Below are 20,159 nucleotides of genomic sequence, written 5' to 3'. Positions count from 1 at the left end.
TAATGGTTCGTTGAACCAATCAGGATATATCCGAAAAAGAAGGTAATTCGAAATTTCGAATTACCCTTTAGAGAAATTTGTTTGTACTTCATTGATTGGCCAATAGCGCAAATCAACTTTTCCAACAACTTGTTCTATTTTTACAAATCCGAAATGACGGCTATCCCAACTTCCTAAACGATTATCTCCAAGTACAAAGATAAACCCTTGCGGAACAACCTTTTCGTCCGTTAACTCTGCTAGAGTAAAATCGCCTGTTAGCTGTCGTCCATGAATTTGTTTTTTATATACATCTAAATACGGTTCTTCAATAAATTGTCCGTTAATATATAGTTTATCATGTTTGTATGAAATTTGGTCCCCTGGCAGACCGATAATTCGCTTCACATAATCTTCCTGTTTATTTGCATGAAAGACAACAACATCAAAACGGTTTAACTCATCAAACCGATAACCAACTTTGTTCACAACCAGCATGTTACCATCTTGAAGTGTAGGCATCATCGATTTTCCTTCCACAACATACGTTGTAAAGAAAAAAGTGCGAAAAAATACAGCTAATAAAACACCTATAAAAATGGTTCTCATCCACTCTACGCTTTCTTTTTTCCACTTTCGCTTCATCACGCCACATCCCTTTCTCTTTTCTATAACAGGGGTGCGCTCACTTACGAAGTCTAATCTCTGCTCAGTTCAAGCTTTACTTCAATTTTCTTTCCGACATACCATAGAATAAAAATAACGCCGATTACAATAACTGTTTTTACTGGGTTATGTACAAAAGAAGCGAGGTCATGCCCAACATAACTTAGCACGAAAACCATCACAAGCTTACCGAGAGAGAGGGCTAAAACAAATTGCCGTTTACTAATACGCGACAATCCTGCTACAACATTAATAAGTGCTGATGGTGTAAACGGAAAACAAAATAAAAGAAAGATTGGCGCAAATCCTTTTCGCTCAATCCACGTCATCGCACTGCGTACTCGCGGATGCTCATTTACAAAAGCGAAAAAACGACTTCTGCCAAAACGACGAATGATAAAAAACACGAGCAATGCTCCTATACATGTTCCGAGCCATGAATAGAAAAAGCCAAGCCATAACCCAAAGACAACTGCATTTGCCATAACAAATAAAAAAAGCGGCAAAGCTGGAATAAACGCTTCAATCATCGGGAGACCGATTCCAATTAATGGACCAAACGCCTGGTAGCTTTCTAATACGCGTTTCAAATTTTCTATTGTGAAATGTTCTTTGATCGATTGAAAATCCATTCTACACTTTACCCCTTTGCTATATTCCTATCCTTTACTTTATCATTGCTTAGCTGAAAGAGGAAATGGTAGATATGACATATAAAGATGTATTTATTAATGTTCCATGTTTTTATGTAAAAATCCTGCGTTATTATTGTATAATAACCTATCATTATTTGACACGATCTTACATATTAAGAAATAAAAAAAGGATGGCCTATGCCATCCCTTTTCTCGTTATATGCTATAAGATTATAGTTTTACAACGTTTTTAGCTTGAGGTCCACGGTTACCGTCTTCTACTTCAAAGCTAACTTTTTCGCCTTCTTCTAAAGATTTGAAACCTTCAGTTGTGATAGCAGAGAAATGTACGAATACATCGTTTTCGCCTGGAACTTCGATGAAACCGAAACCTTTTTCATTGTTAAACCATTTTACTTGTCCTGTTTTCATAATAACTTCCTCCTAGGAAATAAATATATTTTGTAGTTTTCACAACATAAAAAAAGAATCCACACATTATCAAATGCGAAACAGAACACATACATAATTTTCTCGCTGGTTTCACGGCATTTGATAATATATGGATTGCTTGATTTAAGTATTAAACTGTAAATTAACTATATCATACTTAAAAAGAATGTACAACATAATTTGTGAGAAGAAGAAAATATAGAAAAAAATAGATAGAACCTGCACTTAATTCTTTCTATGCAAAAAGTCCCCAACAAGACATATTGGGGACTTTGACTATATGCGCACATAATAAGATGCGGGAACTCCTCTACATGAAAATCATCTCACATACTCGGTTCTCAAAACAGCTAAAAAAAATTCTGTTAATAAATGAAGTATTGCATCACTACTAGTAAATACAAGTTGAAAACCAACCTAAAAACCCCTTTCTTTTTAGATGGGCGAGAGCATCTTGCCATGCATAGAAGCGGTCAGGGCCTTTTCCTGCCACATGCAAGGGTGAAAACAAAGGAAGAAAGCGAGTGTAGTTCATGTTTTGTTCTGTATAGCAGCGACTTATATGTGAAAAAATTAAAATGAATTTATATAGTAATTTTCTTAGTAGTGATTTTGTTAAAATACTATATTATTAGATTAAATTTCCTATGTATGAATAAGAAAAAGGATCTACCTCCCTTTTTCTTATTCCATCTCTTCAATCTTCTTTTTTCATAAGATACATCTTCTCATATGCTGGCTTTAGTTCTAAAATCTCATTTTGATTAACAATTAAAAATTTTGGCGCTGTTTGTTTTCTTTTTCGGTCTTCAAATTCTGCACGCAGCTGTGCAGTTCGATTTCTTTGATTTTCAAAGCTGTTTTTAGATACTTCTAGTTTAATTGTCTGACCATTTATGAATTCAATGAGAATATTTCCATGCGGAAGTTTTGTCACACTTTCAATATGAAAATGAGATAACCAGGCACATTCTTTGCGAGAGTAAGAAAACGTGGGGAAAAAATAAATATGATCTGTAGGACTGATTGCAATCGGTGCTTTATGCGTAAAACCTGTGTATTCTTTCGTTCCGTCTTTCCGCCCACCAAAACTAGCTCCATATTGACGACAACTTTGCTCCACAATCTCAAGTGGTTTTTGATACACAAAAAACTCATCACTTTCTTCAATTACACGCGTCACAATTCGTTTATCTTTCAAAACAATTGGAAGTAGTGCAATCGTTTTTGAATTAATAATGTACTGTGATGTGTATTTTTCAGCTTCACTACTCATCTTTTTCTCTCCTTTTTCATTTTTAGATAATTTTCATGTAATTATCTACATGGATAATTGTACCATTTCAATTTAGGAATACTCGTCATTTTCATTTTTTTTACAATTTCTTATTATTAAATTAAAATTTCCTTTTATATATCTTTATAAATACTAAATTTAAATAGCATAATCTTCCTGTATAAAATAACATTTCCTTATACGAAACTTTACATTCTAACATTTCGAAATATTTGTAACGATAAAAAAAGCCAGCTCGAAAGCTGACTCTTTCTTATCACGCTATTCGCGGGCAGTAAGCCCCCACTGATGGAAGTTTCACTTTATCCCGCATTAACGGGCAGTAAGACCCCCACCTCAAGATTGAGAAAAAAGCGAAGAAGATAGGTGAGAGATAACTGCCCGTAAAAGCCCGATTGGTTCAACTAACCTTCAGTGGAACCCCCTCACTGAAGGAAGTTTCACTTTATATTATCGCGTAAACTGCTCTTCCTCTGTAGAGCCTTTCAATGCGGTTGTTGACGAAGTTCCGCCCGTGATCACTTGTGCTACTTCATCAAAGTACCCTGTACCAACTTCGCGTTGATGACGCGTTGCAGAGTAACCGTGCTGCTCTGCTGCAAATTCAGCTTGCTGCAGTTCTGAGTAGGCAGCCATACCACGCTCTTTGTAACCGCGCGCTAGTTCAAACATGCCGTAGTTTAAGGAATGGAAACCAGCAAGTGTTACAAATTGGAATTTATATCCATAAGATGCGATTTCTTTTTGGAAGTTTGCAATTGTTTTATCATCTAATTTTTTCTTCCAGTTAAAGGACGGTGAACAGTTGTAAGCTAATAGTTTACCAGGAAATTTTTCATGAATTGCTTCTGCAAAGCGCTTTGCATCTTCTAAATTTGGCTCGGATGTTTCACACCATACAAGATCTGCATACGGTGCATACGCTAAGCCGCGCGCAATCGCTTGGTCAAGTCCAGCTTTCGTACGGAAGAATCCTTCCGGTGTTCTTTCCCCTGTAATAAACGACTTATCAACAGGATCAATATCACTTGTAATTAGATCAGCTGCATCTGCATCCGTTCTTGCGATAATGAGCGTTGGTACTCCCATTACATCAGCCGCAAGACGTGCTGATACTAAATTGCGCACCGCTGTTTGCGTTGGTAGTAATACTTTTCCGCCTAAATGACCACATTTCTTTTCAGAAGAAAGCTGATCTTCAAAGTGAACACCAGACGCTCCTGCTTCAATCATCCCTTTCATGAGTTCAAATACATTAAGCTGTCCGCCAAAGCCAGCTTCTGCATCGGCAACAATTGGTACAAAGTAATCAATATCACCGCTGCCTTCCATATGCTGAATTTGATCAGCACGCTGCAGTGTTTGATTAATACGCTTTACAACTGCCGGCACACTATTTGCTGGATACAAGCTTTGGTCTGGATACATTTGTCCTGCTAAATTTGCATCTGCTGCTACTTGCCAGCCGCTTAAATAAATTGCTTGCAAACCTGCCTTTACTTGCTGCATTGCTTGATTCCCAGTTAATGCTCCTAATGCATGAATGTAATCTTCACTATGAAGAGAATTCCAAAGCTTTTCCGCGCCGCGGCGTGCTAACGTATATTCAATATCAATCGATCCGCGCAAACGAATCACATCTTCTGCAGAATATGGACGTGTAACCCCGTTCCAGCGTTTATCAATCTCCCAACTCTCTTGTAACTGTTGTACTCTTTCATTTACCATTTCTTCCATCCCCTTTTCTTCATTTATCCCGCTATTTGCGGGCAGTAAGACTCCACTGATGGAGACTTCACTTTATAAAATTTCATACCCCGGTAACGTTAAAAACGGCACAAATTCATCATTCATAACAAGAGTAGTAAATAGTTTCGTAGCTTCTATAAATCGTTCTTTTTCAAAACGATCGCTGCCAATCTCTTGCTCTATTTTTACTAACTCTTCTGCTTTGAACTGTTCTACTAGTGCAAACGTAATCTTTCGTCCATCTTCTAATTTTCCTTCCTCATGACGAATCCATTGCCACACTTGCGCACGTGAGATTTCTGCAGTTGCTGCATCTTCCATTAAGTTATAAATTGGTGCTGCTCCTCTGCCACTTAGCCATGATGAAATATATTGAATCCCCACGCTAATATTTGTACGAAGGCCAGCTTCTGTAATCGTTCCCATTGGAACTTCTAATAAGTCTTGTTCGTTTATACTAATTTCTTCTCGCTTTCGATATATTTGATTTGGTGTTTTCATAATGCGATCAAATACTTCCATCGCTACAGGTACAAGTCCCGGATGGGCAACCCAAGTCCCATCATGCCCATCACACGCCTCACGCTCTTTATCAGCGCGCACTTTCTCAAATGCTGCTTCATTCGCTGCCGAATCGTTCTTAATTGGAATTTGTGCCGCCATCCCACCAATTGCCGGTGCATTGCGGCGATGGCACGTTTGAATAACGCGCAAGCAATAAGCGCGCATAAAAGGAACACTCATTGTTACCTGCGCCCGGTCCGGAAGTAGAAACTGTTTATGATTGCGGAAAGTTTTTAAGAAGCTAAAAATATAATCCCAACGTCCGCAATTTAACCCTGCTGAATGATCACGAAGCTCATATAAAATTTCATCCATCTCAAATGAAGCATGAATCGTTTCTAAAAGTGCGGTTGCTTTAATCGTTCCATTTGGAATACCAATGTATTTTTGTGCAAATACGAACACATCATTCCATAGTCTTGCTTCTAAATAACTCTCCATTTTCGGTAAGTAAAAGTATGGACCGCTTCCTTCTTTGATTAACTCTTTTGCATTATGAAAAAAGAACAATCCAAAATCTAATAAGCTGCCTGATATTTCTTCACCGTCTACTAACACATGCTTTTCTTGTAAATGCCAACCACGCGGACGCACCATTAATACAGCTGTTTGTTTATTAAGACGATACTCTTTTCCGTTTGGATTGTTATATGAAATCGTTCCCTTAGCTGCATCTCGTAAATTTATTTGTCCTTCAATCGAATTCTGCCATGTCGGTGCATTAGAGTCTTCAAAATCTGCCATAAATACATGTGCTCCTGAATTCAAAGCATTTATAACCATCTTGCGATCAACCGGCCCTGTAATTTCTACGCGGCGGTCTTGTAAATCATCCGGAAGCGGCGCAATGGTCCAATCATCCGCTCGAACATGTGCAGTTTCCTCTAAAAAATGCAGCAACTCCCCTGTATCAATTCTCTTTTGTTTTTCTATTCGTTTCTGTAGTAATGCTTTACGACGTCCGTTGAACTTCTCATGCAACTCTTTTATAAACGTGAGTGCTTCTGGTGTCAAAATCTCCAAATACGCCGGTAATACTTCTCCAACGAGGGTAACCCGTGAAGTTTGCGTCGACATATTAGCATCCCCTTTTTAAACTGTTTTATAACAGATTTATTTTTTATGTTTATATTATATAACAAAAAATTAGAAAGGGAAGGAGTTTTTTGAATATTTTAACAACATTTAAAAATTGGTTTATCCTTACTTAGCGTATTACTTTATAAAAAAATATAAGAATATCATTATTTCCCTCGCTACTTTTGGGCAGTAAAACCTCCACTGATGGGAGCTTCACTTTATAAAAGAGAAAATCATTTTAAGATACATAAAAAGCATAGAGTGTACGACACCCTATGCTTTTTAAATATTCTATGAATTTTTCTTTTCTTTCCCCTGATGTTGCGTAGCAGGAACATTTTTGTCCTCATTTTTATGCCCGTTGTCTGCTTTTTCATGTCCTTTATTTTCTTGCTTATACTCTTTATTTTCTTGTTTATATTCTTGTTTATATTCTTTATTTTCTTGTTTATACTCTTTACCGTTGTTTTCTTGCTGATGCCCATTATTTCTTTTTGGTTGTTGGGGCTGCTGTTCCTGGGATTGCTTTTGTTCGTTTTGCCCTTGCTCCTTGTATTTTTCTTCCTTTACAGAAGACGAATTCGATGATGCATCCGGTGGTGACTCTGGTTGCGATTGTACCTCTGGAGGCTGTTGTTCCTGATTAGACGGCGGCGGCGGAGCAACCGATTTCTTCTTCTCATTCTCTTGCTCTATATAAACACCTGTGCCGACTCCTGCTTTCTGGGCATTCTCGCGCACTTGCATAGTACTGTCTTGATATACGACTGCAACATGTTTTGTCTCATACTCTTTCTTTAACCCTTGCATAGCCTGTTGCAACTGCGGTTCTAGCGACTTTTCATTTGTAACAGCTGTTAACATAACTTGCTTGTCATTCGTTAAGTATCCATCCTCTTGACTTTGCTTTACAATGGTACGTACTACGTCCTGTAAAGGTTGATTTTTCCATCGTTTCATTTCTTTTAAAATGCGCTTTCCATCATCATTACAAGCTCGCAATTCTATAACACGAAGATCCTTTGTTACACTCGCCTCTAAACTTGGATTAATATCAACAGAGACATAAGCAAGTGCTTTTTCTTCCGGTTGGTTGTAGAAAAACAGAAACACACATAGAAAACAAGCAACAAGCAGCGATGCAGGCTTTAAGAAAGAAGGGATTGAAAAACGCGGTACTCTTTGTTCTTGTTCGTTAAACGAGACTTCCTCTCCAATCATATAAGAGTGCGATTTTCTTTTAAACGTGATAAACTCTCCGTCTGGCGTTAAAACAACTACGCGATGTTTTTTAATATCCATCACAATCCCTTTATTCATCATTCTTCCCTCCCTCTTATATAATCAAGAATATATGTATAATTGTTTGCAAAGATAATACACATTGCAATAATGTATTTCCTATGCCGCTCCAACGTTTTCCGACTTGCCCTAACACGCGGTTCAATTTGTTTAAGCGGTAACTTTTTCTTTCGAAACAACTCTTCTATCATTTTCTCTTCTTTTATAATAATCTTTGCAATTTCTATTAAGTGCTCTCGCGTATCACGATGCTTTGGAGATTCCTTAGCAAGCTCTACAAATGTGATTTTAAATTCGTCTAGTACACTTTGAAAATGAAGAATTTCCTCCTTACGGTTACTGTTTTCCATCTCTTTCATATACTCCGTAAGCGATGCCTGCATCTCTACCATTTCCTCTTGCTGGTCTTCTTTTAAAAAGACGAGATTATGCCTAGACTCCTTGCGTATATAGTCAATTACATCTCTTTTTATAAGAAGCTCAGCAAACGCAAGAAAAGATTTTCCTTTTTTATATGAATATTGTTCAATTGCTTGATTAAACGCAAACAGCCCAATACTATATTCATCATCCTGCTCCGTAATATATCGGCGGCAGACAGACGAGATTGATTTTCGAATAAAGGGCCGATACTGTGCGATAAAAGCTTCCTTATCTCCTACGTTGTTTTGTATGTCAAATACTATATCTTCTATGGCCGGTTTTTTTATGATTTTCATCATTAAACTCAACACTAGTAATCCCCCTCCCCCCTTTTGCTTCAAATAGCAAAATGGTCACTAAAGAAGTGACCATTATACCACATTTTCTTACTGCTTATCTTCTTGCTTGTCGTGACCAACTTTTTTACCGTTGTCTTGATGATCATCGTTTCCTTGATGATTATTGTTTCCTTGATGATCATTGTTTTCTGTTTGACCCTTTTGGTTTGATTGCTCATGCTTCTCATGGGAAACAGCCGGTTGTGCTGGGTGCGCTGGTTGTGCCGGTTGTGCTGGGTGCGCTGGTTGTGCTGGGTGCGCTGGCTGTGCTGCGTGCGCTGGCTGTGCCGGTTGCGCTGGCTGTGCCGGTTGTGCTGGCTGTGCCGGTTGTGCCGGTTGTGCCGGTTGTGCCGGTTGTGTTGCTTGTCCTGGTTGTTCTGGTTGCGTTACTTGTTCTGGTTGTACTGGTTGTGCCGGTTGTTCTGGAGTTACTTCTGTATTTTGATCTGCTTTCTTGCTTTCTTTTGCAAGAGCATTAGCTTGTTTTTCTTGTTCTTTCTCTATTTTAGCTGCAATCTTTGAAAAACTCTTCTCTATATTTTTGGCAATTGCAGCTTTTGCTTTCGGATTTTTCACTTTATCAAGCACTTTTGCTAATGCTTCGATGTTGTTTCCGATATGTACTTTTACTTTCGCTGCTTCTTTTTCTTCTTTGCTAACAGGCTTTTCTGTCTTTGTTTTCTCTTCACCAGCAGGCTTTTCTGTTTCTGCTTTCTCTTCACCAGCAGGCTTTTCTGTTTCTGCTTTCTCTTCACCAGCAGGCTTTTCTGTTTCTGTTTTCTCTTCGCCAGCAGGCTTTTCTGTTTCTGCTTTCTCTTCACCAGCAGGCTTTTCTGTTTCTGCTTTCTCTTCACCAGCAGGCTTTTCTGTTTCCGCTTTCTCTTCACCAGCAGGCTTTTCTGTTTCCGCTTTCTCTTCACCTGAAAGCTTATCTGCTTTTTCTAAGTCCTCTGCCGCTTTTTCTAATGTATCTTGTGTAAGATCATCTTTTCCTTTTTCGTTTAGTACACTCGCCTCAGAAATTCGTTCCGCAGCTTGCTCAGACAATAGCTTCGCCTTCTCTAAATCGTTTGACGCAAGAGCCATTTTAATATCTTCCACCATCGTTTTCACGAAATAAAAGAAGTCGCCTTGTACTAAAGATGGTTTTTCTGTTTCCGTTGTTTTTACCGCGTCTGTGTTTTCGCTAGCATACGCTGCTGTTCCCATTAGAAACGGACTGCATGCCATCATAGTTACCATAGTACCTTTTAATAGTGCCTTTTTCATATAATTATTCCTCCATTTGCTTTCTTCACTATACATATTCGGAGGGAATGAAAGTTTTATAGGGGTCAAAAAAATATTTTTTTATAAAAATAAAAAGCTGACATTTCGTCAACTTCTTCATAGATTCATATTTAAAGGGTAATTTTTTCATATCATCCGTAAACTTCTAGCTATATAAAATATGATTGTACTAAATAATATAATGAGAAATATAACAAAAGAAATAGTAGGAAATCCAACTTCCCTTTGCATTGCAATTTGTGCATTTTCCCAAGTACTATATACACCAAATGTTATAATCTCAAGTTGTAACCACCCTAATAATGTACGCGAGTGAATATACAATCGTTGTTTTTGTTCTTCTGTAACATCGGAAGGATAGTTAAATAACTGAGGAAAACGACTTAAAACATGAAATAATACATATAATCCTAAGCCAACAATTGGATGAATAAAAATATTCCCCTTTCCACCAAATCCGTCCGCTTCTCCATTTAACCCAAAATGAGTTGGAATCCTATGCGGTAAAGACGGCCAAATGAATCCAATATATATAAGCATCACAACTATTCCAATAAGTGACAAACCATCTAACCATCTTTCAAGATTTGTTTTCTGAGCAATCTTTTTCATTTCTATCCCCCCTTGCTGCATATTTTTATTTTACTATATTTTCCATAAACAAAAAAAAGAATGTCCTATCATTATACTTATTTTTATGAACAAACTTTTTTTCAAAATAAACAGCATACAATAAAGTGAAACTTCCCTCAGTGGTTTTTTCATCCCCCACTGATGGAAAACCCGTCCAATCAGGATAAAAATAAAAAAGAGGTGGAGAGCATGCCTGCAATTGTTGACAGCATTATCATTTCAAAATGTAATGGGAATGTAAATTTAGGTGACAAATACAATGTAAATCCTCAATTCCGAATTAAAGAACACCTTGGTTCTGGATCATCAAATGCAGCAAAAACACTAAAAATTTTTAATGGGGTTAGTACCGCAAATGTATTTGACTCTGATCTAAGTGATCAAGATATAACATTCACACTGTAAATTAGTGATTTAAACTGTAACAAGAAAAGAACAAGTAGATTCTAGTCTTTATAATAGACATCTACTTGTTCTTTTCGAATTTTGGTCTTAATAAAGTGAAACTTCCCTCAGTGGGGTCTTACTACCCGCGAATAGCGGGATAAACAATTGCTGTTTTTAACGATTATTTCCTCTTATACTCCTCGAACGTATGAATTCTCTCAAAAATTGGAGGATGCGTATACAAGAAAAATTTCACCAAAGCCGGCGGATTCACCTGACTTAAACTCGTCTTTGATAAATATTGAAATGTTTTGACCCCCGACTGATTATCCTTCGTCATGTCTAATGCATATTGATCGGCCGCTCTCTCTTCAATGCGCGATACGTAATTTGTTGCAGGACTTACCGCAAAGGAAAGCATGGAAGATATAAGAAAAAATAGTGGTAAAACTGAGAAACTAGCTATCTTAGAAATATGCAGTGTATCTCCCCACTTACGAATACACGCTTGAATAATGCGGTTAATAAGGTACATGCCAACGAAAGTTAAGGCAATATAACTTCCAACGCCCCAATATATATGCTTCATCACGTAATGACCCATTTCATGTGCCATAATAAATAATATCTCTTTATCTTTTAACTGCTCAAGTGTTGTATCCCATAAAACAATGCGAGAATTCGAGCCAATTCCCGTTACATATGCATTTAACGCATTTGTTTTCTCTGACATATTCACTTCATACACATGCTCCGCTGGAATATTTGCTTTATCTGCTAATGTTAAAATCTTTTTCTCGAGCTCCTTATTATGCAACGTGGAAAAATGATTATATAGCGGATCAATAACTACCGGCTGAATGAACGTTAAAAAGATGGTGAATGGAACCGAGAGCGCCCAGCCATATAGCCACCAACGTTTTGGATATTTTTTAATGAGCCATAATAGCACAGACACCGTGAGAAACATAAGGAAAAAGTTGATCCAAAAATCAAGCACATGTTCCTTTATCCAATTTGCCGTTGATTGCGTAGAAATGCCGTAATCAACAGACACTTGATGACCAATCCATTGCAGCGGCAATGATAGCGCTGTTGTCACAAGTGATAAATAAAACAAATAAATCGCAATTTGCAGTACCCGTACTTTTGTTGTATCTTTCGCCCATTTTTCAAACCGCTTTGATACACCGAAAATGAGTACAAATAATAAAACAATCCATTGCAGCGGCGTCGCTAAGAAAAATAATAAATTTTTCACCCGAGAGTAATCTTGACTAAGTGTCAGCTCCCTTGCATTCATAAATGTTGCTGGATCTGCACTCGTTCCTTTGTACATTTCTGGTATCATCTCATGATTCCATCCAAATAAATACCAATATATAAACAAAGCAAATAACACGTACAAAAAAAGTGCCCAGCTCATCACTTTTCGCATGTTTTCTCCTCCTCATCGCTGCCTGTCTATTATTATTGTAGTTCGTTCCTCGAAAAATAGAACAAGCTAATACGATGAATTGTCATGTAATATTCACTCATGCCTCCTCATTTTTCAGACTTTTCTTATAAAATAAAATTGGGGGGATTGGAATGAAAAAACTGTATATTACCTTTACGTTAGGACTTATTATCGCAATCGGGATTGGAATTTTTTATTTTACAAGTTACCGAAAAGTATCAGCGGAAATACCAAAGGGGATTGTTATGGAAGATGTAAACGGCGCATCTGTATCATTTGATCAATTACCGAAAAAATTAAAATTAGTAGAATTTATGTATACAAAATGCCCAGATATTTGTCCTGTTACAACATATAAAATGAAATATTTACGAGATGAGCTTGTGAAAGAGAAAGTTTTCGGAACAAAAATCGAATTTATTACAATTCCATTGATCCGAAATACGATACGAAAGAAGTGCTAGAACATTACTCCAAAACGTTTGACATGAAACAAACGAAAGGTTGGCACCTGCTGCGCGGCGATGAAGAAGAAACGAAACAATTAGCCGAATCTTTTAACTTCCGCTATCGCGATCCTGGAAGCGGCCTTTACATTCATACTTCAAACTCTTATCTACTAGATGAAAACAATCGTTTAATCGAAGTATTTGGTATGGGAGAACGCGGGTTTGATAGTAAACAAGTGTTAGAGAAAATTAAAGAGGAAATGTAAAAATACAAATTGAAAAACCGACAAAACCTTTTTTTAGGTGGGTAAGAGCATCTGGCCATGCCTAGAAGCGGTCAGGGCCTTTTCCTGCCACTGGCGAAGTTAAAACAAAGAGAGAAAGCAAGTGCAGGTCATTTTTTGTGCTGCATTGCAGCGATTTTTATGTTGAAAAATATCGCAACCTACCATATATATTGCTTCTATTGCAACAGACAAATAATACGATATCGGCGCTTCGGCAATATTCAACATACGTACACAGTAAGAGACTGCTCCCCAGAGGCAAGTAAGTGTCTTGGGGGAGCAGTCTCTTTTTACTTTTTCTTTTGCACCGGTAACCAAATCTCTAGTTGTGCAAGCTCGTGCTTATCTGCATGGCACCGCTCATCATATAATTCAAACTCTACAACGCCAGAATGTTCGTAGCCAGAATGCGGGAACCACTCTGTAAAGATGGCATTCCACGTTTGCTGAATCGATGCTACCATTTCTTCGTGCGGAACTTTTGGCGTTGTAAATACAGCGTACGTTGCTTCCGGGAATGTACGGCACGTCATCTCGCTTGATACACCATCAAAGCTTGTTGCTTCCATTCCGATAATATACGTAATTTCCCCTGTTTCTAAATTAAAATCTGTACACATTCCTAATTCTACACATTCGTTCGTATGCTTACGGTTTGGAATATTTTCCGACAAATTATTTTGCAAATACTTTTCCCACATCGCTGGGATATCTTTTAGATTTTGTCCTTCTTTACTTGTTGTCTTCATTTCATACCCAATCACTTGAAAAGCTGGCTTTGTTTCTATACGAAATTCCATTTGGATTCCTCCTAAATACGGATTAAATTTCCGCTGCATCACATTCACTTTGGAATATAACGGCGTTCGAATCTCTTGCTTTCGATATGCACTCGGCGTCATATGAAACAGCTTTTTAAAGGCCCGCGTGAACGTTTCATGAGATTGAAAGCCATGCTCTAGTGCAACATCGAGAATTTTCTCCTCTGTATGAGAAAGCTGATAAGCTGCCCGGGCCAGCCTTCTCTTTCGTACATACTCCATTACAGAGTCTCCAACTAACGCTTGAAACACGCGGTGGAAATGAAACTCTGAAAATCCTGCAATACGAGCCAGATTCTTTAATGTTTGCTTTTCCATTACATCTTCTTCAATATAATCTATTACCTTTTGAATTTGTATTTCATAACTTTCCATCTCTGTTCACCTGCCTTATATGTATTATCATAAAGGGAACTGGAATTTTCTTCTTGATGTTTTTTGCTTTTATTATATAAAACTTTTAACTTCTTAATAAAAAGAAAGCTACCGATTAGCAGCTTTCTTCCCACTCTATTATAATTTCTCTAATTCACTGCCAAGAAACTTCGCAATCTCTAACATACCGTGCTTCCCAACAACTGCTTCAGCGTCAGCATTATAGTTTGTGTTCGTATTAATATCATAAGTAAAGATTTCACCATCAGCATTTCGAATGAACTCAATGCCAGCGATTGCTATATTGTTAGCGGCCAAAACAGCCTCATATTTTTGAATAATTGGGTCGTTAAATCCTTCTACAATTTGAAACTTCGGTTTTTCCGGAGCTTTCTCGCCAACTGGACAGAACAAATCTCCAATTTGACAAGCATCAGCAGGGCATAATTCGAAACCTTTCGATGTATCGACTTGAACTGCATACACAAACTTTCCGCCTACAAACTCACAACGCGTAATATAAGGTTCAGGAGCTTGTATATATTCTTGAATCAACGTAATACCATCTACTGGCTCTTCAAACGCTGCGCTTTCTACATAATCTTTTAAAGAAGCAACAGACTGGAACAATTGAACTCCCAATCCTTTTCCAGCGCGGTTATGTTTCGTTATGAATGGACGTCCTTCAAATTGAGCTGCCGCTTCTATAATATGATCCTTACCAACAGCTGCGATTGTCTTTGGTGTACGAATTCCTTGAGCGTTTAGTGCCATATATTGTGCAACTTTACTTACTTCAAGTTGCAATGCTCTGCTTCCATTGAACACCTTTCGGTTATGTTGTTCTAACCAAGCAAGTACAGCAGCCGTAAGCTCCGGTGCAAAGCGGTGATTTCTCGTATGAGAAGAAGCGCTCATTCGGTTATAAAATACGCCTTCTGGCGGAACAGAAGAAAGATCAACAATACCTTCGTCTAAATGCCATTCTTCATATGGAAGTCCAAGTTCTTCCAACCTTTTTATAAGATGAGTTGTCCACTCTTTATTTTCATGAATAATGTGAATTTTCCCCATAGAAATACCCTCTTTCTAGATGTAATAGTTTCATTATACTATTTTTTCTGTACGGAAAAAGAAAAAGCTGTCTGTATGACAGCTTTTCATTCTACACTTGCAACGCCTTCTCTTTTAATGCCCTTCTCAAAATCTTTCCTGTCGTATTTTTCGGAAGTTCTTCTAAAAATTCAATACTGCTCGGTACTTTATATTTCGCAAGATGTAATGAACAGTACGCCATAAGCTCTTCCACTGTAACAGTATTCGTTTTTAGTACAACATATGCTTTCACTGCTTCACCTAAACTTTCATCTGGAACACCGATAACAACAACTTCAGCAACAGCTTCATGCATATATAACACTTCTTCTACTTCGCGCGGGTAAACATTATAACCGCCAACAAGAACGATATCTTTTTTGCGGTCTACAATATAAAAGTAACCTTCCTCATCCATTTTTGCTAAATCACCTGTATACAGCCAGCCATCACGAATTGTTGCTGCTGTATCTTCCGGCGCTTTGTAATAGCCCTTCATTACATTCGGGCCGCGAACGATTAATTCTCCAACTTCGCCAACTGGTACTTCCTCACCCATTTCATTTACAACTTTGTTTTCCACATTCTGAACATTCGTTCCGATTGAACCAGGCTTACGCGAACGATCAAGCGGATTAAAACAAGTGACGGGCGATGCTTCTGATAATCCATACCCTTCCGAAACAATAACATCAAACCTTTTTTCAAAGTTTGTAAGAAGGGCAACAGGCATAGACGCACCGCCAGAAATACAAAGACGTAGCGTATGAACATCTTCTGCACTGGCATCCTCATATAAATATAAATAATTGTACATAGTCGGTACACCCGCAAATATCGTAGCTTCGTATGTACGACAAATACGAAATACCTCTTTCGGGCTAAACTTTGGCAACATTAAAATTGTTGCACCGTTTACAATTGGCGCATTGACTGCCACCGTTAAACAAAATACGTGGAACATCGGAAGTGCTGCAATCACACGGTCATGCTCTGAATACTGTAAATACGAAGCAACATCGCTTGCATTACTGTATAAATTTTTGTGTGTTAACATTGCTCCTTTTGGCTTTCCTGTCGTTCCAGATGTATATAAAATAACGGCAACATCTTCTTCTTGTATATCTGGACCTTGAAAAGCGAGATCTCCGCTGACTACTAAATTCGTAAACGTTTTCATTTTTTCAGTTTCTTCATGAGTTGAATTTGCTGAGGTTTCACAAATGATGATGTTCTTGATGGAAGGAAGTCTTGATGTAAGTGATTGCATAACTGGTAGAAGGATGTCGAGTGTGATGATTGCTTTAACGTCTCCATTTTGTAAAATGTAATATAGTTCATCTGGTGTATAAATAGGATTGACTGGAATAACGGTGGCTCCTGCACGCATTGCTCCGTATAAACCAATTAAAAAGTGCGGTGAATTCCCAACAATTAATGCGACATTATCCCCTTTGCCAATACCCATTTTTGCTAAACTACTAGAAAACTTAATGACTAATTCGTTAAATTGGTCATAAGAGACCGATTGATCCTGAAATATATAAGCCGGCTTGTTCCCTTTCATTTTCACCGTTTCGGCTAATGATTGAACGAGATTCACAAAACCCCCACCTTTTATAAAATTTAAAAAATTCTAAATACATTATATTAAAAGAAAATTAAGGGTGCAAGTTACATTTCATCAAACAAATATAAAAAACAACCATACGTAAGATATGGCTGTTTTTTTATCTACTTAAAAGAATAAAGATAAGAAATCTTCTTTTGTTATATTACCAAAATAACGTGGCACTTCTACATCTGCTAGCGCCTCAGCAAATGCTCCCTTATCAAATACCTTACCACTTAAACGCTCTTCGATGTCATGCACATCTTCAACACCGAAAAAGTCCCCGTAAATCTTACATTCTGAGACTACACCTTTTTGTACTTCTAACCGAACATCTACTTGTCCAACTGGGAAACGGTGTGAATGCTTCAAGTTAAATTTTGGAGACTTCCCGTAGTTCCATTCCCAATTCCGATAACGTTCTTCTGAGATTTTATGGATTTCTTTCCAGTCATCTTCCGTTAATTCGTATGTCGGGATTTCATTTTCCCCTTCAAAAATATTTTCTAAAAGGAGCTGTTTAAATTCTTCAATTGTAATTTTCTCATTTAAAAACTCCGCAATATTTGCAACACGGCTGCGAATTGATTTAATTCCTTTTGATTGAATTTTATCCATTTTTACATTTAATGCAGATACAACATGGTCAATTTCTGAATCAAATAATAACGTACCATGACTAAACATACGGCCTTTTGTCGCAAACTGAGCGTTACCAGAAATTTTTCTTCCTTCCGCTAAAATATCATTACGGCCGCTTAATTCTGCGTTAATACCTAATTTCCCAAGCGCTGCTGTAACAGGTTCTGTAAACTTTTTGAAATTGTTAAAGCTATCTCCATCATCTTTCGTAATAAAGCTGAAGTTTAAATTTCCTAAATCATGATACACAGCGCCGCCTCCAGAAAGACGTCTTACAACATGAATTCCCTTTTCACGTACATAATCAGCATTAATTTCTTCTACTGTGTTTTGATTCTTGCCAATAATGATAGATGGCTCATTGATGTAAAACAGTAAATACGTTTCGTTAATATTTAAGTTTTTCACACAATATTCTTCAATCGCTAAGTTAATCGTTGGATCTGTAATTCCTTTATTATCAATAAATAACATCATTTCACCTCAAGATTCCCAAACGTAACCGCTATGAGCAAGCACCGTGCGGCCGTTAAAAATTTGTTTTGCTTCCGCTACTAAATCAGATAAATTGCCTGTATGCGGCAAATGAGTTAAAAGCAGCTCTCCTACATTTGCTTGTTTTGCAATTTCTCCTGCTTCTGTACTATTCATATGCCCAGCTTTTGATCCATCTTGATGCGCATACATGTTACATTCACAAATAAATACGTCCGCATTTTGTGCAAATGAAACAAACTTTGGCATGTAACTAGAATCTGCTGTATACACAACAGTTTTCTCACCAGCTGTAATACGCATCGCAAAACATATAGCAGGATGCACCGTTTGTAAGAAGGAAATGGAAAATGGACCAATTTGTAATGTGTCCGCTGGGTTGTAAGGAACCCCTTTTGTATACGGTGTATGTGTTAACGATGCAAATCCTTTTGCATCAAAAGTATGGCCATAAATCGGCAGTTCTGGTAATACACCATTTGTCATACTTGTGATTAAGCGAGCATATTGAAGTACCCCAATATCAGCAACATGATCGTGATGATAATGTGATAACAGAACAGCATCTATATCAGAAGGCGTTATGTATTTTTGAAGCTGTGCTAGTACACCGCTGCCACAGTCGACGAGTAAACGAAAGCCATCGTGTTCAAATAAATACCCAGACGTTGCTTCTCCCGCTTCTGGAAAACCGCCCCAAAAGCCAACAACTGTCATTTTCATATGTGTTCATCCTTTCTAATCCATTAATCATTGTTTTACATGCTCTGTTTAACTTCCTATTCTCCATTCTTAACTATAATGGATTTTCTACACATTTTCATTATTTTCAAATTTGTTATAAAACAGTTGTTGACTTTAATCATTTGTACTAATACAATAATAATAACAAATGGAAATGGAGGGATTTACCATGATGGATCAACCAATGGAGTTCTTCAGAAATTTACCGGCAAAAACTTGTTCCCAATGCGGAAGAGAGATTGATGAGCAACACGAAGCGTATCATAACAAATGCGACGATTGTACGAACGAAGAATAATAGATTGTAAACATAAGAAAAACCTAGCAGATATCATCTACTAGGCTGGCATCATTGTACCTTTCACCGTTGACCCTTTCACCAAGAGCTCCAGTTCAAACTCGTACACTTCTTTATTTCGATAATTTTTCGTATGAATTTTATCCATCATCAGTTCTACAACTTTACGCGCCATTTCATCAATTGGCTGATCGATTGTTGTAATACCTGAGTCTGTAATTTGTGATAAGAACTGATTCTCAAAACCAACTACAGCTAAATCGTCAGGAATGCTCCAGTCGTGTTTGTTTGCTTCTGTGATAATTCCTGCTGCGACTTCATCTCCCCCTGCCAAAATAGCGGTAGGATTTTTTTTGTCTTGTAAAAGCTCATAAAACATGTTTTTTCCATCCTCAACAGAGTAAGCGCTTTCAATGAAATCAATCGACTCAACTTGTTTGCTTTTCTCTGTTACAGCACGTAAAAAACCCATTTTTCTTTGCTGATTTATCACCTTTGTCTCTTTCCCCCGACAGAAGACAAGATGACGATATCCTTGATCTAACACATGCTTCGCTGCTATGTAAGCTCCTTGTGCATGATCAAAGTTTACAGTTGGAATGTTTGCTTCTTCAATATATTCATTGCATAAAACAATTGGTCCATGTTGTAAATAAGGCTCAACATCCTCCCACTGATTTTCAAGTGAACATAAAATAATTCCATCTACTTGTTTCGTAGATAACAATTGTAAATACTCCATCTCTTTTTCTGGTAAATATCTTGTTTGACAAATAATCAGTTTATATTTATGATCTGAAGCTACAATTTCAATTGCCTCAATAAATTTACTGAAAAAAGGATCTGTCACGCGCGGAACCAAAACTGCAATCGTTTCCGTCTTTTGCTTACGAAGTCTTCTCGCAGCAGAATTAGGAACAAATCCAAGGTGTTTCATCGCTAATTGTACTCTCTTTTTTTTCTCTTCCGATACATACGGATGGTTATTAATTACCCGAGAAACCGTTGTTCTTGATAACCCCGCTAATTTCGCTACGTCCTCGATAGTCGACACGAAATTCTCCCCCTTTGAATGAAAACGTTTTC

General features: G+C 37.5%; 18 protein-coding genes and 2 pseudogenes. 3 read left to right on the top strand and 17 right to left on the bottom strand.

The window, feature by feature from the left end; all coding sequences use genetic code 11:
• Positions 1-60: 60 nt before the first annotated feature.
• The 10 genes and pseudogenes from lepB to NKR74_RS05490 all read right to left on the bottom strand — a co-directional run bounded on the left by lepB (position 61) and on the right by NKR74_RS05490 (position 10,388).
• On the bottom strand, positions 61-624 hold the full coding sequence (gene lepB / locus NKR74_RS05535; RefSeq protein ID WP_253628898.1) for a signal peptidase I: 564 nt from the start codon (positions 622-624) through the stop codon (positions 61-63).
• Between the two features lie 53 nt (positions 625-677).
• Positions 678-1,277, bottom strand: a complete 600-nt coding sequence (locus NKR74_RS05530) for a TVP38/TMEM64 family protein (protein ID WP_253628897.1) — start codon at positions 1,275-1,277, stop codon at positions 678-680.
• Between the two features lie 234 nt (positions 1,278-1,511).
• Positions 1,512-1,712 carry a cold-shock protein gene (locus NKR74_RS05525; protein ID WP_020059863.1) on the bottom strand — a complete coding sequence of 67 codons (201 nt, stop codon included), beginning with the start codon at positions 1,710-1,712 and terminating at the stop codon, positions 1,512-1,514.
• A 718-nt stretch (positions 1,713-2,430) separates the two neighbouring features.
• Complete coding sequence (locus NKR74_RS05520) at positions 2,431-3,009, bottom strand: competence protein ComK (protein WP_098306084.1); 579 nt, start codon at positions 3,007-3,009, stop codon at positions 2,431-2,433.
• Between the two features lie 471 nt (positions 3,010-3,480).
• On the bottom strand, positions 3,481-4,758 hold the full coding sequence (aceA, locus tag NKR74_RS05515; RefSeq protein ID WP_098306082.1) for an isocitrate lyase: 1,278 nt from the start codon (positions 4,756-4,758) through the stop codon (positions 3,481-3,483).
• Positions 4,759-4,830: 72 nt separating this feature from the next.
• The gene (gene aceB, locus NKR74_RS05510) at positions 4,831-6,420 is read right to left on the bottom strand and encodes a malate synthase A (RefSeq protein WP_253628896.1); all 1,590 of its coding nucleotides are present in this window, start codon (positions 6,418-6,420) and stop codon (positions 4,831-4,833) included.
• 458 nt (positions 6,421-6,878) lie between these two features.
• Positions 6,879-7,743 (bottom strand): annotated as a pseudogene (locus tag NKR74_RS05505) (anti-sigma factor domain-containing protein); the annotation flags it as partial.
• On the bottom strand, positions 7,743-8,459 hold the full coding sequence (gene sigI, locus NKR74_RS05500) for an RNA polymerase sigma factor SigI (RefSeq protein ID WP_253628895.1): 717 nt from the start codon (positions 8,457-8,459) through the stop codon (positions 7,743-7,745). The gene sigI and the pseudogene NKR74_RS05505, both read right to left, overlap by 1 nt.
• A gap of 75 nt (positions 8,460-8,534) precedes the next feature.
• Positions 8,535-9,755: a DUF5667 domain-containing protein gene (locus NKR74_RS05495; RefSeq protein WP_253628894.1), complete on the bottom strand. Its 1,221-nt coding sequence runs from the start codon at positions 9,753-9,755 to the stop codon at positions 8,535-8,537.
• Between the two features lie 147 nt (positions 9,756-9,902).
• Positions 9,903-10,388, bottom strand: coding sequence for a DUF1648 domain-containing protein (locus tag NKR74_RS05490; RefSeq protein WP_253628893.1), 486 nt, complete (start codon positions 10,386-10,388; stop codon positions 9,903-9,905).
• A 210-nt stretch (positions 10,389-10,598) separates the two neighbouring features.
• On the opposite strand from NKR74_RS05490, the gene NKR74_RS05485 reads away from it, so the two are divergent.
• Positions 10,599-10,814: a spore germination protein gene (locus NKR74_RS05485; RefSeq protein WP_098306072.1), complete on the top strand. Its 216-nt coding sequence runs from the start codon at positions 10,599-10,601 to the stop codon at positions 10,812-10,814.
• 163 nt (positions 10,815-10,977) lie between these two features.
• Here NKR74_RS05485 and NKR74_RS05480 read toward each other — a convergent pair whose 3' ends face one another.
• The gene (locus NKR74_RS05480) at positions 10,978-12,234 is read right to left on the bottom strand and encodes a M48 family metallopeptidase (protein WP_098306070.1); all 1,257 of its coding nucleotides are present in this window, start codon (positions 12,232-12,234) and stop codon (positions 10,978-10,980) included.
• 152 nt (positions 12,235-12,386) lie between these two features.
• Between NKR74_RS05480 and NKR74_RS05475 the strand changes: the two are divergent.
• A pseudogene (locus tag NKR74_RS05475) lies at positions 12,387-12,970 on the top strand (SCO family protein).
• 311 nt (positions 12,971-13,281) lie between these two features.
• Here NKR74_RS05475 and NKR74_RS05470 read toward each other — a convergent pair.
• The 5 genes from NKR74_RS05470 to NKR74_RS05450 form a co-directional block, all read right to left on the bottom strand.
• Positions 13,282-14,187: an AraC family transcriptional regulator gene (locus NKR74_RS05470; RefSeq protein ID WP_098306066.1), complete on the bottom strand. Its 906-nt coding sequence runs from the start codon at positions 14,185-14,187 to the stop codon at positions 13,282-13,284.
• Positions 14,188-14,325: 138 nt separating this feature from the next.
• On the bottom strand, positions 14,326-15,261 hold the full coding sequence (locus tag NKR74_RS05465) for an ATP-grasp domain-containing protein (protein ID WP_253628892.1): 936 nt from the start codon (positions 15,259-15,261) through the stop codon (positions 14,326-14,328).
• A 91-nt stretch (positions 15,262-15,352) separates the two neighbouring features.
• Positions 15,353-16,885: a fatty acid--CoA ligase family protein gene (locus tag NKR74_RS05460; protein WP_253628891.1), complete on the bottom strand. Its 1,533-nt coding sequence runs from the start codon at positions 16,883-16,885 to the stop codon at positions 15,353-15,355.
• 135 nt (positions 16,886-17,020) lie between these two features.
• Positions 17,021-18,010, bottom strand: coding sequence for a lipoate--protein ligase (gene lplA / locus NKR74_RS05455; RefSeq protein ID WP_098306060.1), 990 nt, complete (start codon positions 18,008-18,010; stop codon positions 17,021-17,023).
• A gap of 9 nt (positions 18,011-18,019) precedes the next feature.
• Entirely contained in the window at positions 18,020-18,754 is a 735-nt protein-coding gene (locus NKR74_RS05450; protein ID WP_098306057.1) for an MBL fold metallo-hydrolase, read from the bottom strand.
• A gap of 190 nt (positions 18,755-18,944) precedes the next feature.
• Here NKR74_RS05450 and yhfH point away from each other — a divergent pair, with 190 nt between their 5' ends.
• Positions 18,945-19,073: a protein YhfH gene (gene yhfH, locus NKR74_RS05445; RefSeq protein ID WP_253628890.1), complete on the top strand. Its 129-nt coding sequence runs from the start codon at positions 18,945-18,947 to the stop codon at positions 19,071-19,073.
• 40 nt (positions 19,074-19,113) lie between these two features.
• Here yhfH and NKR74_RS05440 read toward each other — a convergent pair whose 3' ends face one another.
• On the bottom strand, positions 19,114-20,127 hold the full coding sequence (locus NKR74_RS05440) for a LacI family DNA-binding transcriptional regulator (protein ID WP_253628889.1): 1,014 nt from the start codon (positions 20,125-20,127) through the stop codon (positions 19,114-19,116).
• Positions 20,128-20,159 lie beyond the last annotated feature (32 nt).

This window comes from Bacillus sp. 3103sda1, from assembly GCF_024159135.1.
Lineage (GTDB): Bacteria > Bacillota > Bacilli > Bacillales > Bacillaceae_G > Bacillus_A > Bacillus_A rhizoplanae.
This window is presented reverse-complemented; position numbering and strand designations above follow the sequence as displayed.

What these genes read in the sequence shown, in the direction of transcription:
- lepB (WP_253628898.1), bottom strand. Translation starts at nt 624, where the DNA reads ATGAAGCGAAAGTGGAAAAAAGAAAGCGTAGAGTGGATGAGAACCATT.
- NKR74_RS05530 (WP_253628897.1), bottom strand. Translation starts at nt 1,277, where the DNA reads ATGGATTTTCAATCGATCAAAGAACATTTCACAATAGAAAATTTGAAA.
- NKR74_RS05525 (WP_020059863.1), bottom strand. Translation starts at nt 1,712, where the DNA reads ATGAAAACAGGACAAGTAAAATGGTTTAACAATGAAAAAGGTTTCGGT.
- NKR74_RS05520 (WP_098306084.1), bottom strand. Translation starts at nt 3,009, where the DNA reads ATGAGTAGTGAAGCTGAAAAATACACATCACAGTACATTATTAATTCA.
- aceA (WP_098306082.1), bottom strand. Translation starts at nt 4,758, where the DNA reads ATGGTAAATGAAAGAGTACAACAGTTACAAGAGAGTTGGGAGATTGAT.
- aceB (WP_253628896.1), bottom strand. Translation starts at nt 6,420, where the DNA reads ATGTCGACGCAAACTTCACGGGTTACCCTCGTTGGAGAAGTATTACCG.
- NKR74_RS05495 (WP_253628894.1), bottom strand. Translation starts at nt 9,755, where the DNA reads ATGAAAAAGGCACTATTAAAAGGTACTATGGTAACTATGATGGCATGC.
- NKR74_RS05490 (WP_253628893.1), bottom strand. Translation starts at nt 10,388, where the DNA reads ATGAAAAAGATTGCTCAGAAAACAAATCTTGAAAGATGGTTAGATGGT.
- NKR74_RS05485 (WP_098306072.1), top strand. Translation starts at nt 10,599, where the DNA reads ATGCCTGCAATTGTTGACAGCATTATCATTTCAAAATGTAATGGGAAT.
- NKR74_RS05480 (WP_098306070.1), bottom strand. Translation starts at nt 12,234, where the DNA reads ATGCGAAAAGTGATGAGCTGGGCACTTTTTTTGTACGTGTTATTTGCT.
- NKR74_RS05470 (WP_098306066.1), bottom strand. Translation starts at nt 14,187, where the DNA reads ATGGAAAGTTATGAAATACAAATTCAAAAGGTAATAGATTATATTGAA.
- NKR74_RS05465 (WP_253628892.1), bottom strand. Translation starts at nt 15,261, where the DNA reads ATGGGGAAAATTCACATTATTCATGAAAATAAAGAGTGGACAACTCAT.
- lplA (WP_098306060.1), bottom strand. Translation starts at nt 18,010, where the DNA reads ATGTTATTTATTGATAATAAAGGAATTACAGATCCAACGATTAACTTA.
- NKR74_RS05450 (WP_098306057.1), bottom strand. Translation starts at nt 18,754, where the DNA reads ATGAAAATGACAGTTGTTGGCTTTTGGGGCGGTTTTCCAGAAGCGGGA.
- yhfH (WP_253628890.1), top strand. Translation starts at nt 18,945, where the DNA reads ATGATGGATCAACCAATGGAGTTCTTCAGAAATTTACCGGCAAAAACT.